The organism is Nocardia sp. NBC_01009 (assembly GCF_045208035.1).
In the GTDB taxonomy this organism is placed as follows: domain Bacteria; phylum Actinomycetota; class Actinomycetes; order Mycobacteriales; family Mycobacteriaceae; genus Nocardia.
Genome location: NZ_CP108695.1, coordinates 453,544 through 479,143 on the forward strand (window position 1 = coordinate 453,544; position 25,600 = coordinate 479,143).

The 25,600-nt window shown below is 64.5% G+C and carries 28 protein-coding genes and 3 pseudogenes; 17 read left to right on the forward strand and 14 right to left on the reverse strand.

The genetic code is table 11. From position 1 onward, the window contains the following. Positions 1-14: 14 nt before the first annotated feature. Positions 15-350, reverse strand: a complete 336-nt coding sequence (locus OHA42_RS02030) for a DUF4873 domain-containing protein (protein WP_406234068.1) — start codon at positions 348-350, stop codon at positions 15-17. A gap of 229 nt (positions 351-579) precedes the next feature. Here OHA42_RS02030 and OHA42_RS02035 point away from each other — a divergent pair, with 229 nt between their 5' ends. The 4 genes and pseudogenes from OHA42_RS02035 to OHA42_RS02050 all read left to right on the forward strand — a co-directional run. Then, entirely contained in the window at positions 580-909 is a 330-nt protein-coding gene (locus OHA42_RS02035) for a diiron oxygenase (RefSeq protein ID WP_406234070.1), read from the forward strand. A gap of 2 nt (positions 910-911) precedes the next feature. After that, positions 912-2,459, forward strand: a complete 1,548-nt coding sequence (locus tag OHA42_RS02040) for a flavin-containing monooxygenase (RefSeq protein ID WP_406238997.1) — start codon at positions 912-914, stop codon at positions 2,457-2,459. A gap of 14 nt (positions 2,460-2,473) precedes the next feature. Then, positions 2,474-3,322 (forward strand): SDR family NAD(P)-dependent oxidoreductase, encoded by an 849-nt coding sequence (locus tag OHA42_RS02045; protein ID WP_406234072.1) that lies wholly within the window; start codon positions 2,474-2,476, stop codon positions 3,320-3,322. Positions 3,323-3,365: 43 nt separating this feature from the next. Then, positions 3,366-3,887: pseudogene (locus OHA42_RS02050) on the forward strand (flavin reductase family protein); the annotation flags it as partial. 22 nt (positions 3,888-3,909) lie between these two features. Here the strand turns inward: OHA42_RS02050 and OHA42_RS02055 are convergent. Further along, on the reverse strand, positions 3,910-4,044 hold the full coding sequence (locus OHA42_RS02055; protein ID WP_328406876.1) for a hypothetical protein: 135 nt from the start codon (positions 4,042-4,044) through the stop codon (positions 3,910-3,912). A gap of 97 nt (positions 4,045-4,141) precedes the next feature. Continuing rightward, on the reverse strand, positions 4,142-4,903 hold the full coding sequence (locus OHA42_RS02060) for an SDR family oxidoreductase (protein ID WP_406234074.1): 762 nt from the start codon (positions 4,901-4,903) through the stop codon (positions 4,142-4,144). A gap of 237 nt (positions 4,904-5,140) precedes the next feature. Between OHA42_RS02060 and OHA42_RS02065 the strand changes: the two genes are divergently transcribed. The 4 genes from OHA42_RS02065 (at position 5,141) to OHA42_RS02080 (ending at position 11,720) form a co-directional block, all read left to right on the forward strand. Beyond that, the gene (locus OHA42_RS02065) at positions 5,141-5,791 is read left to right on the forward strand and encodes an SAM-dependent methyltransferase (RefSeq protein ID WP_406234076.1); all 651 of its coding nucleotides are present in this window, start codon (positions 5,141-5,143) and stop codon (positions 5,789-5,791) included. Positions 5,792-5,862: 71 nt separating this feature from the next. Beyond that, the gene (locus OHA42_RS02070) at positions 5,863-7,128 is read left to right on the forward strand and encodes a glycosyltransferase (protein WP_406234078.1); all 1,266 of its coding nucleotides are present in this window, start codon (positions 5,863-5,865) and stop codon (positions 7,126-7,128) included. Further along, on the forward strand, positions 7,128-9,338 hold the full coding sequence (locus OHA42_RS02075) for a glycosyltransferase family 39 protein (protein WP_406238999.1): 2,211 nt from the start codon (positions 7,128-7,130) through the stop codon (positions 9,336-9,338). The genes OHA42_RS02070 and OHA42_RS02075 overlap by 1 nt, the downstream gene beginning before the upstream one ends. 1,467 nt (positions 9,339-10,805) lie before the next feature. After that, entirely contained in the window at positions 10,806-11,720 is a 915-nt protein-coding gene (locus OHA42_RS02080; RefSeq protein WP_406234080.1) for a D-alanyl-D-alanine carboxypeptidase family protein, read from the forward strand. 113 nt (positions 11,721-11,833) lie between these two features. On the opposite strand, the gene OHA42_RS02085 is transcribed toward OHA42_RS02080, so the two are convergent. From OHA42_RS02085 to OHA42_RS02100, 4 genes and pseudogenes are all read right to left on the reverse strand, one after another. Then, a complete protein-coding gene (locus tag OHA42_RS02085; RefSeq protein WP_406234082.1) occupies positions 11,834-12,229 on the reverse strand; it encodes a hypothetical protein in 396 nt (131 codons plus the stop codon). Between the two features lie 496 nt (positions 12,230-12,725). Further along, a pseudogene (locus OHA42_RS02090) lies at positions 12,726-13,013 on the reverse strand (hypothetical protein); the annotation flags it as partial. Positions 13,014-13,159: 146 nt separating this feature from the next. Then, positions 13,160-13,564, reverse strand: a complete 405-nt coding sequence (locus OHA42_RS02095; RefSeq protein WP_406234084.1) for a hypothetical protein — start codon at positions 13,562-13,564, stop codon at positions 13,160-13,162. Between the two features lie 393 nt (positions 13,565-13,957). Beyond that, positions 13,958-14,830, reverse strand: coding sequence for an SDR family oxidoreductase (locus OHA42_RS02100; protein WP_406234086.1), 873 nt, complete (start codon positions 14,828-14,830; stop codon positions 13,958-13,960). Positions 14,831-14,994: 164 nt separating this feature from the next. Here OHA42_RS02100 and OHA42_RS02105 point away from each other — a divergent pair, with 164 nt between their 5' ends. Together OHA42_RS02105 and OHA42_RS02110 are read left to right on the forward strand one after the other, a co-directional pair. After that, complete coding sequence (locus OHA42_RS02105) at positions 14,995-15,630, forward strand: histidine phosphatase family protein (RefSeq protein ID WP_406234088.1); 636 nt, start codon at positions 14,995-14,997, stop codon at positions 15,628-15,630. A gap of 209 nt (positions 15,631-15,839) precedes the next feature. Then, complete coding sequence (locus OHA42_RS02110) at positions 15,840-16,268, forward strand: IPT/TIG domain-containing protein (protein ID WP_406234090.1); 429 nt, start codon at positions 15,840-15,842, stop codon at positions 16,266-16,268. Positions 16,269-16,404: 136 nt separating this feature from the next. Here the strand turns inward: OHA42_RS02110 and OHA42_RS02115 are convergent, their stop codons facing one another. From OHA42_RS02115 to OHA42_RS02125, 3 genes and pseudogenes are all read right to left on the reverse strand, one after another. After that, the gene (locus OHA42_RS02115) at positions 16,405-16,914 is read right to left on the reverse strand and encodes a TetR/AcrR family transcriptional regulator C-terminal domain-containing protein (RefSeq protein WP_406234092.1); all 510 of its coding nucleotides are present in this window, start codon (positions 16,912-16,914) and stop codon (positions 16,405-16,407) included. A 52-nt stretch (positions 16,915-16,966) separates the two neighbouring features. Further along, a pseudogene (locus OHA42_RS02120) lies at positions 16,967-17,065 on the reverse strand (TetR/AcrR family transcriptional regulator); the annotation flags it as partial. A gap of 77 nt (positions 17,066-17,142) precedes the next feature. Beyond that, positions 17,143-18,201, reverse strand: a complete 1,059-nt coding sequence (locus OHA42_RS02125) for a serine hydrolase domain-containing protein (RefSeq protein WP_406234094.1) — start codon at positions 18,199-18,201, stop codon at positions 17,143-17,145. A 215-nt stretch (positions 18,202-18,416) separates the two neighbouring features. On the opposite strand from OHA42_RS02125, the gene OHA42_RS02130 reads away from it, so the two are divergent. Next, positions 18,417-19,292 (forward strand): helix-turn-helix domain-containing protein, encoded by an 876-nt coding sequence (locus OHA42_RS02130; RefSeq protein ID WP_406234095.1) that lies wholly within the window; start codon positions 18,417-18,419, stop codon positions 19,290-19,292. A gap of 173 nt (positions 19,293-19,465) precedes the next feature. On the opposite strand, the gene OHA42_RS02135 is transcribed toward OHA42_RS02130, so the two are convergent. Beyond that, positions 19,466-20,545 carry a hypothetical protein gene (locus OHA42_RS02135; protein ID WP_406234097.1) on the reverse strand — a complete coding sequence of 360 codons (1,080 nt, stop codon included), beginning with the start codon at positions 20,543-20,545 and terminating at the stop codon, positions 19,466-19,468. A 191-nt stretch (positions 20,546-20,736) separates the two neighbouring features. On the opposite strand from OHA42_RS02135, the gene OHA42_RS02140 reads away from it, so the two are divergent. After that, the gene (locus tag OHA42_RS02140; protein WP_406234099.1) at positions 20,737-21,246 is read left to right on the forward strand and encodes a hypothetical protein; all 510 of its coding nucleotides are present in this window, start codon (positions 20,737-20,739) and stop codon (positions 21,244-21,246) included. After that, entirely contained in the window at positions 21,239-21,583 is a 345-nt protein-coding gene (locus tag OHA42_RS02145; protein ID WP_406234100.1) for a hypothetical protein, read from the forward strand. The genes OHA42_RS02140 and OHA42_RS02145 overlap by 8 nt, the downstream gene beginning before the upstream one ends. A 348-nt stretch (positions 21,584-21,931) precedes the next feature. Here the strand turns inward: OHA42_RS02145 and OHA42_RS02150 are convergent, their stop codons facing one another. The 3 genes from OHA42_RS02150 to OHA42_RS02160 form a co-directional block, all read right to left on the reverse strand. After that, complete coding sequence (locus tag OHA42_RS02150; protein ID WP_406234102.1) at positions 21,932-22,162, reverse strand: hypothetical protein; 231 nt, start codon at positions 22,160-22,162, stop codon at positions 21,932-21,934. Next, on the reverse strand, positions 22,159-22,413 hold the full coding sequence (locus OHA42_RS02155; RefSeq protein ID WP_406234104.1) for a hypothetical protein: 255 nt from the start codon (positions 22,411-22,413) through the stop codon (positions 22,159-22,161). The genes OHA42_RS02150 and OHA42_RS02155 overlap by 4 nt, the downstream gene beginning before the upstream one ends. Before the next feature lie 266 nt (positions 22,414-22,679). Further along, entirely contained in the window at positions 22,680-23,147 is a 468-nt protein-coding gene (locus OHA42_RS02160; RefSeq protein ID WP_406234106.1) for a DNA-directed RNA polymerase subunit beta, read from the reverse strand. Positions 23,148-23,636: 489 nt separating this feature from the next. On the opposite strand from OHA42_RS02160, the gene OHA42_RS02165 reads away from it, so the two are divergent. The 4 genes from OHA42_RS02165 (at position 23,637) to OHA42_RS02180 (ending at position 25,563) form a co-directional block, all read left to right on the forward strand. After that, entirely contained in the window at positions 23,637-24,515 is an 879-nt protein-coding gene (locus OHA42_RS02165) for a helix-turn-helix transcriptional regulator (RefSeq protein ID WP_328406897.1), read from the forward strand. Further along, positions 24,512-24,718, forward strand: a complete 207-nt coding sequence (locus tag OHA42_RS02170; RefSeq protein ID WP_406234108.1) for a DUF397 domain-containing protein — start codon at positions 24,512-24,514, stop codon at positions 24,716-24,718. Before OHA42_RS02165 ends, OHA42_RS02170 begins: the two co-directional genes overlap by 4 nt. Positions 24,719-24,834: 116 nt before the next feature. Further along, a complete protein-coding gene (locus OHA42_RS02175; protein ID WP_406239001.1) occupies positions 24,835-25,002 on the forward strand; it encodes a DUF397 domain-containing protein in 168 nt (55 codons plus the stop codon). Positions 25,003-25,197: 195 nt separating this feature from the next. Next, positions 25,198-25,563: a hypothetical protein gene (locus tag OHA42_RS02180; RefSeq protein ID WP_406234109.1), complete on the forward strand. Its 366-nt coding sequence runs from the start codon at positions 25,198-25,200 to the stop codon at positions 25,561-25,563. Positions 25,564-25,600: the final 37 nt, after the last annotated feature.

Genomic DNA, 25,600 nt, shown 5'->3' on the forward strand with positions numbered 1-25,600 from the left:
ACCGTACCAACCACCTACTCCACCTCGGATAACTCGGTAGGAACATGGAAGGGCGGCGTGCTCTTGCCCATGATCTGGAAGCGGCGCCACGGGTCGGGATCGCCGAGGAAACCCTCGCGCGCGCTGTGCTCGGTGCGGATGGCCACTTTGGTCCGTGCTTCGTCGCCGAGGGCGGAGGAGAGTTCGGCGCTCGGCCGAATACGGCCGAACCAGCGGAAGATTCCGTCGATCGGCTCGCGGTAACCGCGCAGCTCGACCAGGACCGGGGTTTCCGGGTCGTGCACGACGATCGTTGCGGGCCCGATGTAGTCCGATCCGGCATGTGGGCTGCCGGCGAAACCGCTGCTCATCTCGACTCCTTCCGGATCCCGCCGAAGGTGAAAACCGAACGCACACCCCCGCGTTGACATCGGATGAGACGTGCGACACACTCGTAAATGTACACGGAACTGTCGGTATTGGGTACCTCAGGTATTAGATATTACGATTCCGCAAAATCAGCAGAGAGAGCTGGTGGGGACAATGTCGTCCGGCCACGATTACAGTTTCCGACCTGCCACTACTCCGTCCGGTGCTGCCGTGCACCGACGCCGCCGCTTCGGCGATCGGCAGGCCACCGCACGGCGATTGCTGCTCGCCGCAACGGCGGAGAGCGCCTACGGCCCAAATCTCGACATCGACTGGGACGCGGCGCCGGACCCCGCCAAGAGCTGGCTACCCGATGAGCGCATATCGCTGTACGGCACCTGGCTCTGGCGATGGCTCAACGCCGAACAGCGCACGGAACTCGGCAAACACGAGCTGGTGAGCATGGGCATCTACGCCCAGTCCATGCTGTCGATGCTGATGTTCCGCGACGTAGTCGAGTGCGGCGAACTCGTCGACGAGCTCGATAGAAAAGCGGCGTGAACATGGCGCCCGTGCACACCAGAGTGCTGATCATCGGCAGCGGCTTTTCCGGGCTCGGCATGGCCATCGCGCTGGACAAGGCCGGGATCGGCGACTACCTCATCGTGGAGAAAGCCGGCGAGATCGGCGGAACCTGGCGCGACAACACCTATCCCGGATGCGCCTGCGATGTGCCGACCCACCTGTACTCCTACTCGTTCGAACCGCGCACGGACTGGCGGCGGCTGTTCTCTCAGCAGCAGGAGATCTTCGACTATCTGAAGGAGGTCGCCGACAAGTACGGTCTGCGCGAGCACATTCGGTTCCACCAGCACATGGATCGCAGCTATTGGGACGACACCGAGCAGCGGTGGCACGCGTTCAGCGTCGACGGCCAGGAGTACGTCGCACAGTTCATCGTCTCCGCGATCGGTGCGCTGCATGTGCCGAGCATTCCGGAGATCGCGGGCAGCGCGGAATTCGCCGGCGCGGCTTTCCATTCCGCGCAGTGGAACCACGATGTCTCATTGGCCGGCAAGCGGGTCGCGGTGATCGGAACCGGCGCGAGCGCCATCCAATTCGTGCCCGAGATCGTCGGCGAGGTGGCCGCGCTGACGGTGTATCAGCGCACTGCGCCGTGGGTGCTGCCGCGGTCGGATGTGGTCTTCTCCGAAGGGTTCCGGCGGGCACTGCGCCGGGTGCCCGGACTGCGTTTCGCGGTGCGCAACGGGATCTACTGGACCGCCGAGGTCGCTGCTTATGCGATGAACCGGCGGCCGGATCTACTGCGGGCCGTGGAGTGGGTCGGCAAGCGGCTCATCAACCGTCAGATCGCCGATCCGGCGCTGCGCGCCCACGTGACGCCGGATTATCGGGCCGGTTGCAAGCGCCTGCTCGGCTCTGACACCTACTATCCGGCGCTGGCCGATCCCAAGACGGAGTTGGTGACCGAGCGCATCGACCACCTGACCGCAGCGGGCCTCGTCACCGCCGATGGCATCGAGCGCCCGGCCGATGTGATCATCTACGGCACCGGATTCCACGTCATCGATTCGTTCATGAACCTCTCGATCACCGGACGCGGTGGCGTCGACCTGGCGCAGCGGTGGACCGAGGAAGGCGTGCAGGCCCATCGCGGTATCACGGTGGCCGATATGCCCAATGCCTTCTTCCTGCTCGGCCCCAATACCGGGCTCGGCCACAACTCGATCATCTTCATGATCGAGTCACAGATCCACTATGTGCTGCAGGCGATGCGGCAGCTGCGCGAGCAGGGCGCAGTGGCGCTGGCGCCGCACCGCTCGGCACAGGACCGCTTCAACGCGCGGCTACAGCAACGGTTGGCCCGCTCGGTGTGGAACACCGGTGGCTGCAAGAGCTGGTATCTGGACGAGCACGGCAACAACCGGACGCTGTGGTCGGGCTTCACCTGGGAGTACTGGCGGCAGACGCGACGAATCGACCCCGCGGAATACGAATTCTTCGGTCCGAGCTCGAGTCCCATCGTTCGCCCGACCATTGTGCTGGAAGACCTTCCCGCACAGTCGTTCCCCACTTCGATCACGTCATAGCGCGAGGACAGGTCATGAAGAGCTTCGAGAATAAAGTTGCCGTCATCACCGGTGCCGGCTCCGGGATCGGCCGCGCACTCGCGCTGGAACTTGCGCGGCGGGGCGCGCGGCTCGCGCTATCGGATATCGATACCGGCGCGGTGGCCGATACGGCGGGTCGTTGCGAAAAGCTGGGCGCGACAGCCATTCCCTATGAACTCGATGTCGCGCATCGAGCGGCGGTCTACGCCCATGCCGACGATGTGCGCGGCGAGTTCGGCGGCGTGAATCTGGTGATCAACAATGCCGGTGTTGCGCTGGGCGCCAAAGTCGAAGACATGGAGTGGTCGGACTTCGATTGGTTGATGAACATCAATTTCTGGGGCGTCGCGCACGGCACCAAGGCTTTCCTGCCGGATGTCATCGCGTCGGGAGACGGACATATCGTCAATGTGTCGTCGGTGTTCGGTCTCATCGGCGTGCCGACCCAAAGTGCCTATAACGCCGCGAAATTCGCGGTGCGCGGCTTCACCGAGGCGTTGCGGCAGGAGATGCGGATCGCTGGGCACCCGGTCGGCGTGACCTGCGTGCACCCCGGCGGGGTCAAGACGAATATCGCGGTGAACGCGCGCGGCATTCCCGATGGCATCGACATCGACGTGGTGCGGCGCGGCTTCGAATCCATCACGATGACCAGGCCGAGCTCGGCGGCCAAGATCATTCTGCGCGGCGTGCAGCGAAACAAGGCCAGGGTGCTGATCGGCGTGGACGCACGCGGCTTCGACCTGATTCCCCGGATTCTCGGCCCGCGCTACGAGGACCTCGGCGTACCCCTATACCGGCTGGGCCGCCGTGCCGCTGGACGTTTCGGCATCCAGCTGTAGGCGGGGCGATGGCAAATTCGCACGTGCACACCCTGGAAATCGTCGCTGCACCGTGCTGCACTGGCTGGAGTCCGAACGCGGCCTGCCGTCGTCGGACGAACTACGTGATCTGCTCGTACCCTACCCACGCCACGAAGCGTTCCTGTGCGGTCCGGCCCCCTTCATGACCGCGTGTGCGGACGCCCTGCACGCAATCGGCATGCCGGACAGCCACATTCACCACGAGAAATTCCAGTCGCTCACCGGCGACCCGTTCGCCGATATCGAGGTGGTGGCCGCGGCCGCGCCGAGCCAGTGGCAGGCCGACGTCGCCGCGACCGCCACCGTACGTCTGGACAGCAGGTCGATCGAATTGTCGTAGCCGCGGACTGCCACCCTGCTCGCCGATGGCTACGACGCCCCGTATTCCTGCCGTGCGGGCGAATGCAGCGCCTGCGCCTGCACGGTGCGCGCGGGCGAGGTCAGCATGCGGCGCAACGAAACTCTCGTCGACGCCGCCCTCGGCCTCACTCTCGCTTGCCAGTCGGTGCCGCTGACCGACCACGTCGAGATCGATTTCGACTAACCGGCCGAGGACGATCCCGCGGTCAGCGCTTCTTGGGCAGGAAGGTGGCCTCGGTGCTCGCATCACCGGCCGACTTGGCCTTCTTCTCCGCTCGCTTTTCCTTGAGAGACTTGCCGGACTTCTTCGTCATGCCACTGCGCGGAGATTTATCGGACATCGTGGTCCTTCGATTGGAGACCTGAACGGTCCCGATCCCCCGACCGTACGCTACGGCGGAGGGCTCGGAGTCCGGCTTTCCGCTGGAGAGCGGATTTTCAGCCCAGCTGTTCGGTGAGGAAGTCTTCCCACGTGCGCTTGCCGATTCGAGCGTTGTCGAGATTGAGATTGACGCCCGCACGGTAAGCCTTGCCCGCCTTGCCCGGCACCCGGATCGGCAGGAACGGGCGGCGCTTGCCGACGGCCGTCAAGTAACTGCGGATCAGCTCTGGCAGCGTGTATACCGTGGGGCCGGCCAGATCCGTCACCAGACCGGCCGGGGCGCCGTTCGCCAGCTCGACCAGGCGGGCCGCCACCTCACGCGAATCGACCGGCTGCCACCGGATCGCGTGGGGAGCCGGGACGATCGGCATCTTCGCCATCGCCTGCACCGTCTTCAGCGCCAGGTCGTGGAACTGGGCGGCCCGCAGGATCGTGTACGGCAGGCCGGACTCGACGATGGCGCGCTCTGCGCCGAGCTTGGCCTTGAAGTACCCGAGCGGGATGGTGTCCGCGCCGATGACCGAGATGTGCACGAAGTGCTGCACGCCCGCGGCCGCAGCGGCCTGCACCAGGTTCTGCGTGGCGATGTCATCGCCCTTCGGGCCGCCCGCAAGGTGCACGATGGTGTCGACACCGGCTACCGCCGCATCGATGCCTTCGCCTTTCAGGAGGTCACCGGTCACGTATTCGATGCCCTCGGTGGCCTCGCGGGTGCTACGGCTCAGCAGCCGAATCCGGTAGCCGGCCTCCCGCAGCAGCGGCGTGACGTGGCCGCCGAGAGTGCCGGTGCCGCCGGTGAGCAGGATGGTCGAGGTCATTGGTCTCTCCGATCATGGCGGACTGGGAGTCATCCCAATCGCTTCGTTGGCATTCGGTGGTTCTGCCTAGATGACTGCGCAGACGGCCGGAGTGTGACAACGGGTCCATAGTGTGCCGCGTCACCCTCGCCATGATTTGCCGAAATAGCAAAGAAAGTGGCCCGGGAAAGCACCGCGCGGCCATCATTCGATGACGGTGGACAACACACGCCTGCGACCCCGACAGGAGCACAACCCATGACCGAGACCTCTGAATCGAACGCCACCCAGGAGTTCTGGGAGGAGTTCTACCGAGACCGCGACCAGGTCTGGTCCGGGAATCCCAACCCGCTGCTGGTACGTGAAGTTGCCGACCTGACACCGGGAAGTGCGCTCGACCTCGGCTGCGGCGAAGGCGGCGACGCCATCTGGCTGGCCGGACATGGTTGGCGGGTCACCGCGGTCGATGTGTCCGCGACCGCCTTGCGGCGCGCCGCAGGGCATGCACAGGATGCGGGCGTCGGGGACCGGATCGTCTGGGCCGAACACGATCTGGCGCAATCGTTTCCGGACGGGTCGTTCGATCTGGTGACCGCGCAGTTCTTCCACTCGCCGGTCGCGCAGGCCGATGAGCGGACCGACGTGCTGCGGCGGGCCGCGGCGGCGGTATCGCCCGGTGGGGTGTTGCTGATCGCCGGTCACGCCGGGTGGCCGTCGTTCGTGCACGAGCACGACGCGCCCTTCGACGTGCACTTCCCGACGATCCCGGAGGTCATCGACGGACTCGGCCTCGACACAACGGCCTGGCAGGTCGAGACAACCGATGAAGTCCAGCGCGAGGTGACCGGGCCCGACGGTCAGAGCGGGCACCGGGCCGACACTGTCGTACGCATTCGACGCCTCCGGTAGGACCCGGCTACCCAGCAACCTCACAGCTGGGGCCCAGCTCCACACCAGCGCGGGTGTCGAAGGTAGTCGACATGACCGAAACCGCGACCGCCGTGCACCGGGCGGAGCCGACCGAAGCGGTGATCACCCCCGTGCTGGATGTGGTGATCCCCGTCTACAACGAGGAGACCGACCTCGGGGTATGCGTGCGTCGGCTACACGAGTACCTGCGCGCCGGATTTCCGTTCCCGGCGCGCATCACCATTGCCGACAATGCGAGCACCGACGACACCATGCAGGTCGCACAGCTACTCGCCGACGAGCTCGACGACGTGCAAGTAGTGCATCTGGACGCCAAAGGACGGGGCGGAGCGCTGCGAACGGTGTGGGAGCAGTCCGACGCCCAGGTGGTCGCCTACATGGACGTCGACCTGTCCACCGACCTCAATGCCCTGCTCCCCCTGGTCGCCCCACTGATCACCGGGCATTCCGATCTCGCGATCGGCACCCGATTGAGCGCGTCGTCACGCGTAGTGCGCGGCCCCAAGCGCGAGATCATTTCCCGCTGCTACAACCTGCTGCTGAAAGCCTCACTGCAGGCGCACTTCTCGGATGCGCAGTGCGGGTTCAAGGCGATGCGCACCGAGGTCGCACGTCGGTTGCTGCCGCTGGTACGGGACGGTGAGTGGTTCTTCGACACCGAGTTGCTCGTGCTGGCGGAGCGGGCCGGGCTGCGCATTCACGAAGTGCCGGTCGACTGGATCGATGACCCCGACAGCCGCGTCGACATCGTCGACACGGCGCGCAAAGACCTGCTCGGCATCGCCAGACTCGGTCGGGCGCTGGCCACCGGCGCGCTGCCACTGGAGGAGTTGCGCCGGGCAATCGGGCGCGAGCCGCTGGTGGCGGGCGTGCCGCTCGGCATGGTCGGGCAGTTGGTGCGCTTCGCCATTGTCGGGGTGTCGAGCACTCTCGCTTACCTGCTGCTTTACGTTGTCCTGCAATCGCTCATCGGTGCGCAGCCCGCCAACTTCCTCGCGCTGTTGATCACCGCGGTCGGCAATACGGCCGCCAACCGTGCCTTCACCTTCGGGGTGCGCGGGTCGCGCGGGGCAGTGTCGCACCAGTTCCAGGGTTTGGTGATCTTCGGAATCGGCCTGGCGTTGACCAGCGGATCGCTGTTCACGCTGCATCATTGGGCCCCGGATGCGCCGGTCCATCTCGAGCTGTTCGTGCTGGTGATGGCCAATCTGATCGCCACGCTGACCCGATTCGTCGGGTTGCGTTGGGTTTTCCGGAACCCTGCCGATCGACCGGCCCCGGATGCCGCGGCACCTCGTGCGGAAGGAGGCCGATGATGACCACACTGATCGCTCCGCCGACGGCGACGGTTCCCGAAACGCCTGGCAAGCGCGACATCCGTTGGGAATACCCGGCATTGGCCGTGCTGCTGATCGGCACCGCTGTCGCCTATCTGTGCAATCTCAGCTCGAGCGGCTGGGCCAACTCGTTCTATTCGGCCGCGGCACAGGCCGGTTCGGTGTCGTGGAAGGCGTTCTTCTTCGGCTCCTCGGACGCCGCGAACTCGATCACTGTCGACAAACCGCCCGCCTCACTGTGGTTGATGGAACTGTCGGTGCGTGCGTTCGGCCTCAACAGCTGGAGCATTCTCGTTCCGGAAGTACTGCTCGGCGTCGCTTCGGTGGCGCTGCTGTGGGCGACGGTCCGCAGGCCCTTCGGCCCGGCCGCCGGACTGCTCGCCGGACTGGCACTCGCGGTGACTCCCGTTGCGGCGCTGATGTTCCGGTTCAACAATCCGGATGCGCTGCTGGCGTTCTTGATGGTCGCGGCGGCATGGGCGATGACGCGTGCGGTGGCGGACGGGCGCACCCGCTGGCTGGTACTCACCGGCGTGCTGATCGGATTCGGGTTCCTCACCAAGCAATTGCAGGTGCTGCTCGTAGTGCCCGCGCTGGCGCTGACCTATCTGATCGCAGGTCCACCGAAGCTCGGCAAGCGGATCTGGCAGCTGCTCGCCGCGGGCGCGGCGATGATCGCCGGTGCCGGCTGGTGGCTGCTGATCGTGGAACTCTGGCCTGCCTCATCACGACCATGGATCGGTGGCTCGCACACTAATTCGATCCTCGACCTGACCCTCGGCTACAACGGCCTCGGCCGATTGAACGGCAATGAGCGCGGCAGCGTCGGCCCCGGTGGTGAACTGCCTACGGGCGGCAACGGAATGTGGGGTAGTACCGGAATCACCCGCATGTTCGAGCCCGCCCAGGGTGGTCAGATCGCCTGGCTCATCCCGGCCGCGCTTGTCGCACTTGTCGCTGGAATTCTGCTGCGCGGCAAAGCTGCTCGCACCGACCAGCAGCGCGCGGCGCTCGTCCTCTGGGGTGGGTGGCTGCTGGTGACCGGGCTGGTCTTCAGCTTCATGGCGGGGATCTTCCATCAGTACTACACAGTGGCCCTCGCTCCAGCCGTCGCCGTGTTGGCCGGCGCCGGCGCGGTGCTGCTGTGGCGAGGTCGGCACCGATTGTGGGTGCGATTGGCGTTAGCGCTCGCCGTTGGACTCACCACAGCGACTGCGTGGATATTGTTGTCGCGCAGTGCAAGCTTCGTGCCGTGGCTGCGGTGGGCCGTGCTGGTCGTCGGTGTGATCGCGACGGTCGCCGTTGCGTTCCCTGCGCCCCGAAAGCTTGCGATCGGGTCGGCATTGGCTGTCGCGTTCGTCGGGCTGGCCGGGCCCGTCGCCTACACCGTCGACACCATTGCGACGGGGCATGCGGGGGCGATTCCCTCCGCGGGGCCGAATGTCGGTGGCGGGCATCGTCCGCCGTGGGGTGAGGGCGCGTTCGGGATGAATGGTCCGGACAGCGGACCCGGCGGTGTGATGCCGGGCGTGGACGGGCGAAACTCACAGCCCAACAGCCGGATTCCGAATGGTGGTGGGCGGACGGACGGCGGATCTGCGGCCGGACCGAACGGCCCACCGGGAATGCGTGGGGGCGGCATTACTCCGGGTGGTGGCGCACCCGGCGGCACCGCACCCAGCGGCGGCACACCCGGTGGCGGTCTGCACAGTGGCGGCGGCACACCCGGCGGCAGCACACCAGGTGGCAGCGCTCCCATTGGCAACACACCAGGTGGCGGCGGCACACCCGGCATGCAGGGTGGCCGAGGCCAGGACGGTGGGCCCGGCAATATGCTCATGACCAGCAAGCCGAGCGATCAGGTGGTCGCGAAGCTGAAACAGAACGGAAGCGACTACACCTGGGTCGCCGCCGCGGTCGGCTCCAATAGCGCGGCCGGGTTCCAGCTGTCCACCGAACTGCCGGTAATGCCGATCGGCGGCTTCAACGGCAGCGACCCCTCACCCACTCTCGACCAGTTCCAGCAGTATGTGGCCGAAGGAAAGATCCACTACTTCATCGGTGGCGGCCGCGGGCCGGGTTCCTCCGGCACCTCGACCAGCGCCCAGATCGCGCAGTGGGTGCAGGAGAACTTCACTGCTGTCGATGTAGACGGCGTCACGATGTATGACCTGACAGTCGGACAATGAAAGACTGAGATCCTGTTGCAGACAAGGTGATTCGCCCGATTCTGCGGTCGCGGCATGGGCGGCGGCGCGATCCATTCGCGCCGCCGCCACACTCCGCTCTCCGGCGCTGGGCACCCGATCGACCGAAGCTCGGCGCGCGGCAGCGCTACCAGCCTTCGCATACCCCGAGCCCCCAGACTTGGCGGCACTGCGAGACACGGGTTCCACCGCAAGCGCGGTAGTTTCGCACCCATGTCGACATCGAATAGCAGTGTGCAGTGGAAACGCGGAATCAGTGGACTGGTGTTGGCCGGTGCGGTAGTTGCGGGTGTGCTGTCCGGGTCGGCCACGGCTTCGGCCGATAGCGGACAGGTCGTCATCAGCCATGTCGGTCTGTCGCCGGTGGCGAATGACGGTTGCACCTTCTCTTCCGTCGGCGGTTCGTGCAGCGACCCGGGGCCGGTCGGCGGAGCACTGATCGCCTTTCGGAATTGGCTTGTGAGCATGGGTTACGGGACTGGGAGTTCATCGGGGTCCGCCTACTTCTTCTGACGGTCGGGGGCGTTCCGCAACAGCACCTCGAGGTGACCGAACACCTCGAAAGACGCTGCAGCAGTTCGACTGAACCACGCGTACGCGTCACGATCACTACCGGCAGCCTTCAGAAACGGATCGAGCCTCCGCTCCCAGAGCACGTCCCACATCAGTTGCGACATAGTCCCCCATCACTCGCAGTTGCCACCCTATGTGTGAACGCCCCAGTGCCGCCTCTGAAGCAATTCATGCGCCTGGGGCTCCCCCATTTTCTTCCCAGGCACAGGTTCCGCAACCTACGGCAGGGTCGCCTTTCTGGCGTAGCTTCTCGTACTCCCATATCGGCCGAACCTCCCGCATTCTCAGCGTCGATCGCCGAATCCGGCTGAAGCGGAGGAGAAAGAGGAGATGGATCAGTACGACCAGGGCAAGAGCTGGCTCGAGTAATGAGCGAATCGAGGCCGATGATGTTGCGGCCGATCCGCCGACGGCGGATACGAGAAAGCTTGCGCAACAATCCACTTCCGCGACAATGCTCCGGAGGGTTCACGCCCCGGCACAAGGTCCAACCGGGGGCACGGGACCTCACCGCGGAGCTGCACCAGCTACTCGCACTTGCCAAGGCATCGCCACACGTCCACGGCCTGACAAAGTCGCCGTAGCCGTCAACCTCGAACCACCCGGGGGAATGCGGTGGCCGGGCGACTCCGTGCGGTGATCGGATCGAATTTCGATGTGCCCGTGTTCAACACGCGGCGCACATACTGCGTTGTGACACCGCCGCAGCCGTCGTAGACGCTCGCTGAACTCGCGATCAGCGACTTCGGTGTGCTGATGCTGGCTCAGTCCTCCTGGACCTGCGGATTAGCCGATTGCGTGCTGACATCGGAGCGGCGCGGTAATTCGGTCGGTGAAATCCCACTGATTGACGGGTACGCACGGCAGAATGCGGCCATGCGGACATTTGCTCGATTGTTGCAGACTGCCGTCGCCGGGGCGCTGGTCGTGGTAGCCGGTCATGGCGTCGCGGCCGCTCCCGCCGCGAGCGAAGCCCATATTCAGTTGCCCTGGCTGACTCCTGAGCCGGCTGCAGTGCAGGCGTCGGGAGCAGCGCTGGCAGACGGATTCACCGGCACGATGCTGTGGTCGCGACAGCCGAACACTCCGGTCCCGATAGCCAGCATCGCGAAGGTGATGACGGCACTGGTCGTGATCAACGCCGGCGACCTCGACCGGACCATTACCGTGCCGCAAGAAATCATCGCCTACGGCACCAAGTACGACGGAAGCAACGCGGGCCTGGTCCCCGGCGAGGTGCTCACCGCGCGACAGCTCCTGTACGCGATGATGCTGCCCTCCGGCTGCGACGCCGCCTATACCCTTGCCGAGGCCTACGGGCCCGGCCAAGACGGCTTCATCGCCAAAATGAACGACACCGCGCATCAAATGGGCCTGGCGGGAACATATTTCACCGATCCCAGCGGGCTGCCCGCCCCCACCGACCACTCCACCTACTCCACACCGGCGGACCTGGTGGCCCTCGGCCTGCGCGCGATGAGCCTGCCGGTGTTCCGCGACATCGCCGGGTCGCAGAGCTATCACCTGCCCGCTGGCCCGGGCAACCGCGATCATCTCTGGCAGACCACGAACAGGATGCTGCGCGACTATCCCGGCACTGTCGGCATCAAAACCGGATACACCGACGCTGCGGGAACCTGCCTGCTGTTCGAGACGGTCAGGGCAGGAATACCGCTGATCGGTGTGGTCCTGCACAGCTCACCCGACAGCGACGTCGCCGCAAAGAACGACGCCGAGCTCATGCTGAACTGGGCCTACAACCCGATCCTGAGCGCGTTGCCGATCGGCTAGCGCCGAATGCGGCAGTTCTGGGCACTATTGGTTATTGCATCATCTGGATGTGCGCGCCCGTCGCTGAACGCCTTGCCGCACTGGAGGGTCCGATGCCATGAAACTGCATCAGATCAATAACTGCAGAGCTTGGTCCAGCCACCGCCGTAGCGGTTGTCCTGGGCCCACAGGCCCGCGCCTTTCACATAGGGAACCGCGATGTCGAAGTCACCGGCTCGGAAGACCAGCCAGGTGTAGTCCTTGCTGTAAAGCATGGCGGCGTTCTCCGCACCGTCGAGAAACCCGTCGAAGCTGAAATTATGGCTCGTATCCTCGACGCGTCCGTCGGAGTAAATGAACACCTGTGAGGACGTCCACGCGTAGAAGCTCCCCCAGTTCTCGGCTGAGCCGGAACAACTTCCAGAGTTGTTGAAGAAGCCGTACGGGGGATCCGGATCCGCCGCGGCCGGACCCGCGCCCCCCATCAGCGCTACGGCACAGGCGAATACGACCAGCAGCATATTCTTCACAGGTTCCCCACCCATTTTCGGACCTCGGCCCATAGCCGTCGATCGGTAAGTCCGACATTACCTGGTTCATGGTCCAACTTGCCGATAGCGAATCTTCCTACCGTGTAAGTGCTTTCAGGTGCGTGCTAGGCGCGACCAATTCGGCCGCGCCTGCCGCTCTAGGTGGGCGTCCACATTCGTGACAACCCGAGCCACGATCTACCCCGAGCGCGAATCGGCCCGGGACTGTGCCCGGTTCAGTCGCTGTGGCCACGGTTCCTCTCCAGTCCAAGCCTCGCGTCACTCGAAGATATCGAGGGCAGCCCGGGTGGCTCTTCCCTACCCATAGGCACCACGAAATAGTCATGTAATACGTTGTGTCATAGTGAATTTGGATATTTCTGAGGAACCTGTCGCCACCTGTGCCATCTCATGAGGTTGATGTCACCGTCCGAGGTCAGCTGACGGTCGTTGTCGCGCACCGTATTCCAGCTACCATCGTTGCCCTCCGAGGCGCTCAGGGGAGATACCCGACCAGCGCACCGCTGACACGACGCGCCGCGACACATGGTTCTTGGGGCGCATCGGGCTGAAGATTCCGTGTGACGAATGCGACGAGGCTGCCCGGCACCGTAATGTCGATGTAGCAGCCGATTTTATTCGTGTCCTGGGCAGCACGATATTGGTAGGCCGCTCGGTCGCCGACCGACAGTGCATTGAAATCCACGTAGCGCCCGCTCTGCATAAAGTCCTGGACCGTATTCCGGCTCGACACGATCGTCATTTCGGACTTGCCCATGAGGGACTGCCAACGGCAGCCCTTGTCTCCTGAACTGTCGGATCCGGCGAGCGCCTCCTTGCTGTCGGCGCGGAATCGGTCGGTAGCTGGTCGCGGGGTCCGGAGAGGACCCCGCGATCAGCTACCAACTGTGCTGCGCCGACCCGCACCGGTCAGGCGGCGTCGAGGGCCGCGGTGATCTTGCGGGCCATCGCAGCCACGGCGGGGCCGGGCTCACCCTTGCGAGGCCCGACGGCGGCTTCGACGGCGACCAGGACGGTGTCGCGGAAGTTGTCGGCCTCGCCCGGATGCTGTGCGCCGAGCAGGCTCATCGCTGCGGTCAAGCTCGGCAGCACCTGGTCGGCGAGTTCGGCGACGGACTTGCCTTGCAGGTGGATGTCTTTGGACTTGGCGGCAAGCACGTGCCCGACCAGCCCGGTCGCCGAGGTCAGGGCGATGGAGGCGTGCGTGATGCCCTTGTGCGGCGCACCGGCGGCGGCCAGCAGCGACACCGCGCCGTAGGCGGCGGTGCGCAGGGTGCTCTTGTCCTGGTCGGTCAGGGTGATGGTGATGGACATGTCGTGTACTCCTCGAAATCGGTTGTGGCACCGACCCGAACCGTGTCGGTGCCGGTCGTTTTGTTCGATGTACACACTGTCGCCGGGCTGGCTGACGCCGACCTGACACACACCTGACACCTTCACTGACACGCGATCGGCCATCTGGCTTCGGTGAATTCGGGAGTCGGTTGATCGCGAATTCGGGCATCATTCAGGCCGCTTGCGGCCCGTTTCTGGTCGCAAAATTTCGACACCACCCGACCGGTGTGTCGGTCGAGTGGTGTCGCGGCGGTGCGTCGGATGGTGACTCGGGTTCAGCCCTTGGTGTCGCGACCGATCCCTTCCTTGGACCGGCATGACTACACCGTGCGGCCTGGTCTGGGTGGCTGGGCCGCACGGTCGGTGGAGTGGTCAGGCGCCGAAGTCGGCGCGGTGGTCGGTGGCCCACTCAGCCAGGGTGCGTCCGGGCTTGCCGGTCACGGCGGTGGCGGGACGTACCTGGTCGGGGGTGGTGAGGGTGTCGCTCCAGTAGTCGAGCAGCATCTTCATGATCGGCTGGGGGATGAATTGCGCGGTCTCGGCGCGGAATTCGTCGGGGGTGATCTCGGTCAGCGGGAGCTCTCGGCCGAGTGCGGCACTGATCGTGGCGACCTGCTCGGTGCGGGTGAGCGCCTGCGGGCCGGTGATCGGGATGATCTGGCCGATGTGGTCGTCGGACAGCAGCGTTTCGGCGGCGGCATCGGCGACGTCGTATTCGTGGATCGGTGCTTGCGCGGATGCCAGGTACGGTGCGCGGATGGGTGCGCCCGAGCTGATCTGCCACCGCCATTCGAGCAGGTTGTTGGCGAAAGTGCCGGGGCGCAGGATCGTCCACGCGTCGGTGCGATCGGTGACGGCGGCTTCGACTGCGCTGTGGTGCAGCTGGCTTGCCGAGCCGCGGTCACGGGGAAATTCCATCGCCGCGGCCAGCGAGGACAGGACCGTGAAGCGGTGCACGCCGGCGGCGACGGCCGCGTCTAGGAAAACGTCGATGCCGCGTGCCGGGAAGATGAAGGCGCGATCGACGCCCTGGAACACATGCTGGCCGAGGGTCGAGGCGTCGGCGAGGTCGCCCGCGACGACTTCGACCGCCTCGGGCAGGTTCGCGTCCTCGGGTTTGCGGGTCAGGGCGCGGACTGCGGCACCGCGGGCGAGGAGGGTGGTGACGAGGTGGCGGCCGACGGCGCCGGTCGCGCCGGTGACGAGAACGGTCGGGCGGGAGGGGCGAACCTCTGTGCTGCTCATGACATGAATACTTCCGATAAAGACCATGTCGCCACATCACGAGAGTTCGTTATTTCTACGGGCCGATAGTCGGCGGGATGAAGCTCCACGTCCCGGAATACTTTCTTCGGACCAGTGACGGCGAAGCGATAGCGCAACACCGACCAGACGAATCAGGAGAGTTCATGCAGGATGTCTACGTGGTGAGCCACCCGCACGCGGAGCACACCCAACTCAATCTTGTTGGCGGGTGGCACGACTCGCATCTGACTGCGCGTGGCCGACGCGATGCGCACCTGGTTGCCGAAGAGTTGAACCGCCGCCGCGACACATCACGGCCGATCCGCATCACAACCTCCGACCTTGCCCGATGCGCCGAAACCGCCACGATTCTCGCCACCACACTCGCCGCCCCCGTCACCGCAGACCCCCGGCTTCGCGAGATCAGCTTCGGCGAGGCCGAAGGCCGACCGAACGACTGGCTCGCACAGCGGCAGGTGCCTGCACCCGAGGACAACCGGCTCGACCACCGCGGCCCCATCCTCGGTGCCGAGACCCGGCGCGAAGTCGCAACCCGGGTCGGGGCATGCATACGCGAACTGATGACCGACACCGTTCATGACCACGTCGTGGTCACTCACGGATACGCGCTGACGTTCGTTATCACCACATGGATGCAGATCCCCGTCGACACAGTCGGATTCGCATCCTTCGCGACAACACCGGGCGCGATCACTCACCTGCGCCTGGACGACTACTGGCGCAACCGAGCCCTGCTCAGCCTCGCCGACACCTCCCACCTGAACACCGATCAGACCTGAACGGCGACGAAACGGGCTGATCACCCGACCGTATCCGGCCAGTCGATCAGTCCCGAAACCTTGGGGTCCGAATGAGACGACGCAGGCCGGGCACGCCGTACTCGAATCCGCAGCTCGCCGTGGGTTTTGGGCCAATCGTATGCGCTGGCCTCCACAGGACTGTCACGCTAGTTGCTACCGCACCGAGCAGCTCGTGATACGAGGAGGACATGTCGATGCTTGAAATCACCAAACTGAGCACTGACGAGGCCCTGGTAAGTGGCGGTACCGAGGTCATCGTGACCGGGTGGGGTTTCCAAGGAGCCAGCCGGGTGTTCTTCGAAGATCAGAACTCGAAGCAATACGACGTGCAGAAGTACACGGTGGACAGTGATAGCCGCATCACGCTGGTCAGTCCTGACACAAAGGGCACGACCGGCAAGTTCGACATCTTCGTCGTCGGCGGGAAAGAGTCCACGGTTTCGAAGGTTCACGGCGTGGTCCCTGACGGTGACGGTATGCGCAGCACGCGAACATTCGGAGTCACCCGAACGATGGTTCCCAGCCGCGCCGCTGAGATTTATGTGAGGGATCGCCTCCTGGCGGATATCCTCTGGGACGACTTCATTCGGGCGCAGCAGGAGCCGTTCAGTTTGTAGTGGTCCGGGGCCGTCCACGGGGTAGGCAGCGCCGCATGCGTCGAGAATCGGTCGGTTCCCGAGCACCCGGCACCGGCAAGGTTGAATACGCGATCCCACCGGTCCGGGACCCCTAGTGGGACTAGCCAAGACCGTGCTACGTGTGTTTCTCTGCAGCGGGCCGGCGGTCTCTTCTGCGCCGACCGGTCCCCGAGATGTCCTCAGATCGCCAGGCGCGCCGCGATGCCGTCGAAGACAGAGTCAAGACCGATCTCGAACTGCCACTGCACGTCGTCCTTCCGGCGGGCTCGTGGATATAGCGTGCGTACATCGGGTAACGGCCCGTGTTCATGAGCCAGGTCATCTGTGTGGCCAGTCCCGCGCGGGCCTCCTCGCGAGTGGACCAGCCGCGCACGTGGAGCATCTGACTCAGCCTGACCTCCGAGTCGACCGCGCCGTGTACATAGGCGGTGACAGTGCTGTAGACCGCCATGGCGGTGTCCACGTCGAGCCCGAGGCCGTCGAGTGCGACGAGGGCCGCCTCCGGCATGGCCAGCTGGTTCGGGGTCGCCGCGCCGCACGCCGCCCGCGTCACCCACGAGTGCCGGAGCAGGACCTCCTTTATGCGCAGGGCGACGGACGGACCGCATGGTCGCGCGCCAGCCATCCTTGCCGGTGACGTAGCGGTACGCGGCCATGGGGGCGACGCCGAGTTCGGTGGCCAGGCGGCGCATGGTGACCGCGTCGAGTCCCTCGGCGTCGGCGACGGCGAAGGCTGCGGGTTCAGGACGTCCTGGCGATGGGGCCCGCCGGGACATCCGAAGATGCCGGACCAGCCGCCGAGCGTCCAACCAGTAATGGTCCGCAACGCCGAGTAGGCCCGCGTCCGACGGGGTCAGTCGAATTCGGCCCGGAGCAGATCGGTGAACACGCCGATCGGATCATCCCAGTCGCCGTGAGCCCAGTCGGCGTTGACATTGGTGACGAGGATGTGGCGGCCGTCGCGGGTGCCGTATGTGTATGTCCACGAACCGAACAGCGCCCCGCCCATACCCCACAGCGCGACGCCGGAGGGCAGGGTCACCGAGGAGATGCCGAGGCCGTAGCCGGTGTGCGTGATCCAATTCTTGGTGGGGATGATTCGGAACATCTCGGCCTGTTCGGCGGGGCGAAGCAACTGGCCGCCGAGCAGGGCTGCGAAGAAGCGGTGCAGGTCACCGAGGGTGGAGATCATGCCGCCCGCGGCGCCGAACATGGAGACGTCCAGCTCGGTCGCGTCGTGGATCGTGGCGTCGGGGCTCGAGTCGAACAGCTTCGTGTAGTGGCGGGAGTGGGGTCCCTCGATCGCGGGGTCGCTGCCGTGGGGCAGGGAGGTCGCGGTGAGGCCGAGCGGCTCGATGATGTGGCGGCGGAGCTCGTCGTGTAGAGACGCGCCTGTCGCCGCCTCGATGAGCATTCCCGCGAGTATGTAGTTGGTGTTGCTGTAACCCCAGTCCATACCCACCGCGAAGGTGGGCGGGTGCGCGACGGCGATATCGACGAGCACCGCCGGGGAGTGGGTTTCGTAGCGGTTCAACGCTTCTCGGTCGTCGGTGTAATTGAACAGGCCGCTGGTGTGGTTCAGCAACTGCCGCACCGTGATCGCGCCACCGTCATTGCCGTTGCCTCGCACCACATTCGGCAGCCACCGGTGCACCGTATCGTCGAGGCCCAGGAGGCCCTCACCCGCGAGTCGCAGCAGCACGGTGGCCACGAAGGTCTTGGTGGTGCTGCCGATACGAAATCGGTGCTGCGGCAGCCGCGGCCGTTCGGCGGCGGTGTCGGCGACACCCGCCGTACCGAACCATTGCCGTTCACCGTCGCGCACCTCGATCAGGATCCCGGGCACGCCGCCCTCGGTCACCGCCCGATCGAGCACATTTTGGATCGCGTTGGGAGCCGTCGTTTTCGTCATATCCATTCCTTCTCGTTCGTCTGCGTACCGCCACGAAAGCTACGTCGCGTTTCGTAGGTCATCAACTATGCGCGAGTGGGTTGATGCCATTTCACCTGCAATGATTTGCAAATCATTGCAATAGCGATGCCGAGAAACGCAACGATTCGTTGCAATGACCGGGAGGGTTAACGCACACTGAACCCGACCCCGATCCGGAAGGAAAGGACGCACTCATGCCCGGAGGCAGGCTGACCGAGGAGGACCGCAGGCATATCGCCTCCGGACTCGCGGCCGGGCTCGATTACGCCCAGATCGCCCGGCGGGTAGGCAGACCCACGTCGACCGTCACCCGCGAAGTGGCGCGCAACGGCGGACCGGGCGGCTACCGGGCCGACCTTGCGCAGCGAGCCACTCGAGGGCGTGACGAGGAAACAGTGCGCGAATTCGCTGAACAGTTCGCGGCATTGATGGTCGATTCCGGCTTACCGCGGATGGCGGCCCGCGTGCTGGCGTCGCTATTCACCACCGATTCGGGCAGCGCAACGGCGGCCGAACTCGCCCGGCGGTTGCAGGTGAGTCCCGCGTCGATTTCGAAGGCCGTCGCCTACCTCGACGGGCTGGAGGTGATCCGCCGTGCCCGGGAGGGGCGGCGCGAACGCTACGCCGTCGACGACAACGTGTGGTTCGAGGCCTGGTCCGATAGCGCCCGCACGACCAACCAGTGGGCGCAGGCCGCTGAGCGTGGAGCCGAAATCTTCGGCGCGACAACACCGGTCGGTGCGCGACTCGAGCATATGGGCCTGTTTTTCGCCCGGCTCGGACGCGATATCGCGGGCGGTCCCGTGGATACCGCGGCGGGCGAGCACGCGCTCACCGCCATCGCCGCGCTCGTGCAGGCGGGCACGCCGCTCACCCCGGAACAGCTTGCCGCCGCGCTGGATTGGCCACTCGACCGGGTGAGTTCGGCGCTGCACGACGGCGAACGCCACCCCGACCTCGCGGACCCGGTCGCAGTCCGCGGCAACGAGGCCGGGGCCTACTACGTGGTCGCACGGCCCGATCGCCTCACCACCGCCCAGCGGCGACGGCTTGCCCGGAATGCGTCGTAGACCGCAAGGAGGTCGTGGGAGCGGCAGTCACCGACGTGATTCATGTGACGCATCGCCTCCTGGCGGATGTCCTCTGGGACGACTTCATTCGAATGTAGGAGGAGCCTGTTCAGTTGTAGCGGTCCGGCGCTGTCCACGGAGTAGACAGCGCCGCGTGTCTGCGTCCACTCGGCTCACATGCATTGAATCCCCCACTGCACGAGCTTTTCCACAGGCATGTCCCATGCCCGTACCGCCGAGTTGGGAACCAACGTCGTGATCTCCGGGATTTCGTCCAGTTCTGGGACCGTGGCGAGAAAGTGGAGATAGCTGCCATCTTCCAGCCGGGTCGAGAAGGGTTGATCGGGATGGTCGGGCTCGGAGTCGAACGACAACTCGGGCTCAGCGGCGAGCCACGGCTCGAGCAGGTCTTCGACTTGGGTAAAAGAGGCTCGGGTGAGCCATTCTCGTTGTGGCCCCTCCGTGGAGAAGTAGTCGATCATGGAGAAGCAGAGAGTCGACCATTCTTCGACATCGCTTGCGCGGCACTGCGCGGCCAGTCCTTCGATGTCGAACTCGTGCAGTTCGGAATCCGGAGTGCCCACAGCCAAGGTGACATAGCCGTTATAGATGTCCTGATCGTCGGCGCCGAAGCAACCCAACGCGGACTCCACCTCGCTGGCGAAGCTGCGGTACTCGTCGGGTGTGAAGAATTCACACCAAGAGGGGACCGTACCGTCTGGTCCACACGGGTCGTCGGGCACCACCGCACGTTCGGCCTCCTTGCAGGCGCCCAGCAGCGGGTGGGCGGATTTCCGCAGGGTGCCCCGTTCTCGATCTCGGACCAGCTGGCGCAGATAGAATTCCGGGATCACACCTGCCCTGAACTCGGCCGGGGTGTTGGAGCGGATGACCGTGGTGCGGTTGTAGGGGTTGAGGTCGTCATCTTCACGATCCTGATAACCCCATCGGGCCGGCGCGACACGTAACAGGACTTCACCGATGTATCGCACCGTGCCGGTGGTGAACTCCGCGTTGTCCTCGATGCCGATCGCAGCCTGGTCCGGATAGCGCTCCAGCACAATCGGTTCCAGTGCGTCCAGGGAGTCGAGCGTGAAGTCGAAAGGAAAATCTGCGGACAGGTAGCAACGGCGCCACTGCTCCAGCGCACTTCCCATGGTGGCCAACCATCGGTCCAGAAAGACGCGTGCCGCCTCGGTCATGGTCACGCGGTCCTCGGCCATGTACGCCTCGGTCTGGTCATGCTCGTGCACGATGTACATCCTCAGATGCTGTCGATGAGATCCCCACCTTGAGTAGCACACTCGACGAGAATCGGCTGCGGCCGTATGCCACGCGTGATCGGCACCAGAAGCTCGATACAACGCACTCGCCGCGGGCCGGCTGCGAGAAACTGCGGCCATGCACACATCCCCACCGTCGGCATGCTGAGAGCATTGTCCTGATGGGAACAGACATCGATGGTGTCATCGAGAGCCGCTCGCCCGACGGGTGTTGGGAGGTTGCGGTCGACCTGCTGGACTTCCAGCTCGGGCGGGACTACAACGCATGGAACTGCCTCTTCGACGTCCGCGGGGCGGAGGATGTGCGTCCGCTCTTCTCCCACAGAGGGTTGCCGAACGACGTCTCGGATCCGGTGCGGGAGAGCGCTGCCGACGACTGCCAGCACGGCCATACGTATGCCACGTGGGCTGAAGTCGCTGCGGTCGACTGGGACGCGCCGCTTGCCGACGAGCCTGCCTTTTACTTCGTAGGCGAGTGGCGGCCGGGTGCGGACGGCGAACTTGTCCTGTACGACACCGTAAAAGACTCCAGGATCTTGCCAGTCCGTGTCATCCAGGAAGTCGACACTTCAGTAACGAATTTCCGGCGCAGGACACCAGTGCGGTTTTTGTCAACTGGCAGCATGGGAAGTTACGGTCGTTGCGAGAAAGAGGAGGCCCGCCATGGCTGAGGAAGCGCAGCGCGATAAGAGCAGGGCGTTTGCTGAACTCTCGCGGACCTTGGGAATCCTTGCTGTGCTGTCGTTTTGTCTGATGGTCGCGGCTTTTGTGTTTGTCGTCTTCAGCGACGATGAGTGGTACTTCTGGATAACCTTGATATCGATCGCACCGGTGTCTTGCGCGGGGGTGCTGCTCGGGTTCTTCGCCGTGATCCTCGGCATCGGCGCGCGGGTCAAAGTGCGGAGGGGGACCGGAACTGGAAAACGAGTGGCGTCCTTAGGCATTACCCTGGGCGCCATTGTGCTCACGTTAGAAGTCGGCTCAATGCTCCTGATCTGGTTCGGCTGAGAATATTCTTTGCTGATATCCCGATTGCGAGCAAAAAGATCGAGACATGCAGTGGCCGACGGCATTCCACCGAGACCGCCGCATCCGGTGGCAGCGGAACAGTCCCGGTTGAATCAGGCGCAGGCGGGTGAGTTTGGTGGCCTAGTTTCCTGCGCCGGAAATGCGGCAACAATATCGAGCCAGGGACTCCAGGATCTCCTCGGCAGTCTTGGTCCAGAGAAACGGGCGGGGGTGTGCGTTCCACTTCTGGCGCAGGACACTAGCGCCGCAGCTCGTGTGCTCGGATCGGGTCACGCCGAACTGGCTGCGGCGACTTCGAAACCCGACAGACTCGCCGTCGAACCCTACTCAGGGTCGACGGTCGGGTTCCAGAAACAATCGCTCATTAGGTAGTCGCGCCAACCCGCTGGTGTCGCCGGGGATCACGTTCACCGCATCCACGTAGTGGCGTGATCGGTGTTCTTCCATGAACCTCGAGGCCGCAGTGACGCATGCGGTGAAGTCCAACCGCACACCATGCAGGAACACGCTCAGGTGGACATCTGCCTCGTCCGGCCTCGGGGAGGCGTTGGGGCTCATGGCGTTTCCGTGTCTCGAACGCTGGTGGGGCGTACCGGGATCGCTTCGAGCTCGTCGAGGTTGTCGTGCAGTTCGGGCCAGCCGTTCTCGTCGACGGCACAGAGAGTGCCGTCGGACCTGTGGACGATGGGCCGACTGTCGTTGGGGGCGATCGCGAGTTTGTGGGCGGTGTCCTCGTGGAAGACCGCGAGTAGCGCCCGCACATGAGGGGCGATCTCGCCGGGCGGCAGGTATCGGATCATGTCGGACATCGGTTCACGCTCTCGCCGTGGTGTCGGATCGGGTGCTGATAGGCCAGGCGATCCCCAGCGCGTCACGGCTATCGACGACCCGAACACCTGACCAGGTACAGCCGGCCAGCGGATCACCATCCGTGTGTATCTCGATCCGACCCCCGATCAGCGACACGCATTTCAGCCAGTAGTGACGCGGGCACCGTACCTGAATCAGTGCGCCCTCCAGATCGAATCCTGCACTGCCGCAATAGAACCGTTTCATCCCCTGGCTGCCATCGCCTTCAAACATGCGACACCGCCCGCATTCTGCGCGGTGTGACACACGCGCGAATCGATGCGATGACGACAAGCCCGGAGGGGCGGAACGTGTCACGCGGTGGCTCGATCCACTGCCGGATGGCCCCCGACTGGGGAGTGGGCGACGGCAAGGCCACCGTTCCGCCTTCGCGGATGACGGAGACGTTGTGCCGGAACAGATCGGCGAACAACGGCACATCGTCGGGCACGTCGGGCCGGATCAAGTATGTCCACCTGTTCGACCGTGGGTGCGCCACGATCGGCCCGACAGCGGCGCCGCGACGACCCATGTCGTGTTTGACGGCTTGCACGAGTGGTGTGGGCATCGTCAACGCCCAGACGTGCGTTGCCTTCATGATGATGCGGCCCAGACTCGGCGGGTCGATGTTCGCGGGCAGGTCGCATACCCGGCGATAGAAGATGCATCGGGATACCGGGGTATCACCAAACATAATGTGGTCCATTGGGTTTGACCTCTGCTCATATCGACGGTGGATTAGGCGCGCCCTGTGGCGGGGACTCGACATACCCGGCAGCACAGGGCGGTTCTGTGGCCACGGGTGGGCCTGCCCACTCGCGCAACGCGGTTGCGAAGCTCGCGACTACATCGGCTCGTGCGCCCACATAGGCGACCGACGGACCGCCAAGCGGTTCTCGTTGCGGAAGCTCGTTGTTCGGCATCTGCCGACCTCCGGGGCATCGACTACTACGGCTTAGGCGCGCCCAACCCCGCGGCATCTCGATGCCTGTCTGGGCGCAAGAGAGGAATTGAGCGAAGGGAGGACCTCTCTACCGGGCGCTCATCCAGTTCAACACTGCTACCGCAGATTTGGAACATTCCCCGGCATATTTTCGCCAATGAGTATCCCAATTTCCTATGCGACGCCCAGACTGGTTCCCAGACGAACGAGAGTCGTTAGCGAACCTTTGGAGCCGACACTATGACCACTAGTTCGACCCTCCCGCGACGGATACTTGCCCGCCTGCTCAAGGAAAAGCGGGAAGCGGCAGGAATCGGCCCGGATGCCGCTCGTCGAGCGATCGGCGTATCGAAACAGACGTTCTGGAGGATGGAGACCGGGCAACCGACCAGGATCAATCCGCTGTTCATCACGCACCTTGCCCAGATGTACGGCGTCGATGACAGGACGACGGACGTGTTCCTGGGGCTGACCGAGGAATCGCAAGGCAAGGGGTGGTGGCACGCCTACGGAGACACGATCCCGAAACACTTCGACCTCTACGTCGGCCTTGAAGATGCCGCAAAACGGTTCAGCGCGTATCAGGCGACGCTGCTTCCCGGACTGCTGCAAACGGCCGAATACCGCCGAGCGGTGATCTGGACCGAATATCCGTCGATGCCGACCAACGAGGTCGAGCGGCGCATCGAAATCCACACCCGCAGGCTGGAGCGCCTGGAGAGCCGGTCCAACCCGCTCGAGGTAAACGTACTGATCGATGAGTCAGTATTGCGTCGCTTGGCGGGCTCACCGGAAATCATGGCCGCTCAGCTCGCCCACCTTGCGAAGGCAGACCGATTGCCGAACGTCTCGGTCCGAGTTGTGCCACTGGCAGCCGGATTACACAAGGGTGCGAGTACGGGCTCCTTCATCCTCCTCGAGTTCCCGCGTCACCCAACCGCGCAGCTCACCGAGCCTCCCGTGATCTACATCCAGGGAATCACAGGCTCTCTCTACCTCGAAAAGGCAGACGAGGTCGATCAATACCGAGACGCCTATGCTGGGATCCAGGGCGTAGCGCTGGATGAGGGCGAAAGCCGACAGCTCATCCACGAGATTGCAGAGGAGTTGACCCGGTGAGTGTCGATCTGTCGGGAGCACGATGGTTCAAGAGCAGCCGGAGTTCGGCTAACGCAGAGTGCGTAGAGGTCGCGTTCCTCGATGGCGGCAAGATCGGGGTGCGTGACTCCAAGAATCCCACGGGCCCAGCGCTGGTGTTCACGCCGGGTGAGTGGGAAGCATTCACCTCTGGAGTGCATGACGGCGAGTTCGACCGCCACTAGCCCAAAAGCAACAGCCTGCGCCAGGTAGCCAGGGAGTGTGCAACGTGAACGTTGATCTGTCCGGGGCCGAGTGGTTCAAGAGCAGCCGTAGCCAGGGAGGCTCGGAGTGCGTTGAAGTGGCCTGGCTCGGAGAAGGCATGGTGGGGGTGCGCGACTCGAAAAACCCGACTGGCCAGGCGTTGGTCTTCACTCCTGGCGAGTGGGAAGCATTCACCGCAGGGCGTGCAAGACGGCGAGTTCACTCGCCAGTAGCCCGAAAGCTCGCAGCCCTGCACCTCGGTTGATCGTTGAGGTGCAGGACTTCTTGCATTCTGAGTGGGATGCGGTCTCGCACCGCATTCCTATATCTGAGGCTTTCATCCCGAAAACCCGTCGCGGGCAGCGGACTCCAGCAATGATTGTCCCGAGCGTGACGACGCCAGTCGGGGCCCGCAGCCACCATCAGGTCACGTGCCAACACCGAACAATCAGGGAAAATCGTGAGAACCATTACGAGACTCGCCGTAACCGTTGTCGGCGCACTGGTCGCGATCGCACTCACCATCGGATTCGCGTCCACCGCATCAGCCGCACCAGCGGAGTCGACCGATCCGATTGCCGCCGCATCCGAGCCGACCCCGCATGCGACCGAGATCGAAAAGTGCCTGTTGATGGGTGACACCATCGAAATCAGAACGGCGGTGGGCGCGGCGATAGGCGCCGTCCTCGGTGGAATCGTGGGCCTGCCACTGTTCTTCATCGGCGCTATCCCCGGAGCGATCATCGGCGGGCTCCTCGGCGTATTCATCGGTTCCACGTCTTACGCGATCGATGCCGCGCACCTCCAGCAACAAGGACTCTGCTAGCCGTCAGCAGAGACTGAGCCACGTGCAGGCTCCGAAC

Excerpts from the sequence above, each read along its gene's own strand:
- OHA42_RS02030 (WP_406234068.1), bottom strand. The coding sequence starts at position 350 with ATGAGCAGCGGTTTCGCCGGCAGCCCACATGCCGGATCGGACTACATC.
- OHA42_RS02040 (WP_406238997.1), top strand. The coding sequence starts at position 912 with ATGGCGCCCGTGCACACCAGAGTGCTGATCATCGGCAGCGGCTTTTCC.
- OHA42_RS02045 (WP_406234072.1), top strand. The coding sequence starts at position 2,474 with ATGAAGAGCTTCGAGAATAAAGTTGCCGTCATCACCGGTGCCGGCTCC.
- OHA42_RS02055 (WP_328406876.1), bottom strand. The coding sequence starts at position 4,044 with ATGTCCGATAAATCTCCGCGCAGTGGCATGACGAAGAAGTCCGGCAAG.
- OHA42_RS02060 (WP_406234074.1), bottom strand. The coding sequence starts at position 4,903 with ATGACCTCGACCATCCTGCTCACCGGCGGCACCGGCACTCTCGGCGGC.
- OHA42_RS02065 (WP_406234076.1), top strand. The coding sequence starts at position 5,141 with ATGACCGAGACCTCTGAATCGAACGCCACCCAGGAGTTCTGGGAGGAG.
- OHA42_RS02070 (WP_406234078.1), top strand. The coding sequence starts at position 5,863 with ATGACCGAAACCGCGACCGCCGTGCACCGGGCGGAGCCGACCGAAGCG.
- OHA42_RS02075 (WP_406238999.1), top strand. The coding sequence starts at position 7,128 with ATGACCACACTGATCGCTCCGCCGACGGCGACGGTTCCCGAAACGCCT.
- OHA42_RS02080 (WP_406234080.1), top strand. The coding sequence starts at position 10,806 with ATGCGGACATTTGCTCGATTGTTGCAGACTGCCGTCGCCGGGGCGCTG.
- OHA42_RS02095 (WP_406234084.1), bottom strand. The coding sequence starts at position 13,564 with ATGTCCATCACCATCACCCTGACCGACCAGGACAAGAGCACCCTGCGC.
- OHA42_RS02100 (WP_406234086.1), bottom strand. The coding sequence starts at position 14,830 with ATGAGCAGCACAGAGGTTCGCCCCTCCCGCCCGACCGTTCTCGTCACC.
- OHA42_RS02105 (WP_406234088.1), top strand. The coding sequence starts at position 14,995 with ATGCAGGATGTCTACGTGGTGAGCCACCCGCACGCGGAGCACACCCAA.
- OHA42_RS02110 (WP_406234090.1), top strand. The coding sequence starts at position 15,840 with ATGTCGATGCTTGAAATCACCAAACTGAGCACTGACGAGGCCCTGGTA.
- OHA42_RS02115 (WP_406234092.1), bottom strand. The coding sequence starts at position 16,914 with ATGGCTGGCGCGCGACCATGCGGTCCGTCCGTCGCCCTGCGCATAAAG.
- OHA42_RS02125 (WP_406234094.1), bottom strand. The coding sequence starts at position 18,201 with ATGACGAAAACGACGGCTCCCAACGCGATCCAAAATGTGCTCGATCGG.
- OHA42_RS02130 (WP_406234095.1), top strand. The coding sequence starts at position 18,417 with ATGCCCGGAGGCAGGCTGACCGAGGAGGACCGCAGGCATATCGCCTCC.
- OHA42_RS02140 (WP_406234099.1), top strand. The coding sequence starts at position 20,737 with ATGGGAACAGACATCGATGGTGTCATCGAGAGCCGCTCGCCCGACGGG.
- OHA42_RS02145 (WP_406234100.1), top strand. The coding sequence starts at position 21,239 with ATGGCTGAGGAAGCGCAGCGCGATAAGAGCAGGGCGTTTGCTGAACTC.
- OHA42_RS02150 (WP_406234102.1), bottom strand. The coding sequence starts at position 22,162 with ATGAGCCCCAACGCCTCCCCGAGGCCGGACGAGGCAGATGTCCACCTG.
- OHA42_RS02155 (WP_406234104.1), bottom strand. The coding sequence starts at position 22,413 with ATGTCCGACATGATCCGATACCTGCCGCCCGGCGAGATCGCCCCTCAT.
- OHA42_RS02160 (WP_406234106.1), bottom strand. The coding sequence starts at position 23,147 with ATGTTTGGTGATACCCCGGTATCCCGATGCATCTTCTATCGCCGGGTA.
- OHA42_RS02165 (WP_328406897.1), top strand. The coding sequence starts at position 23,637 with ATGACCACTAGTTCGACCCTCCCGCGACGGATACTTGCCCGCCTGCTC.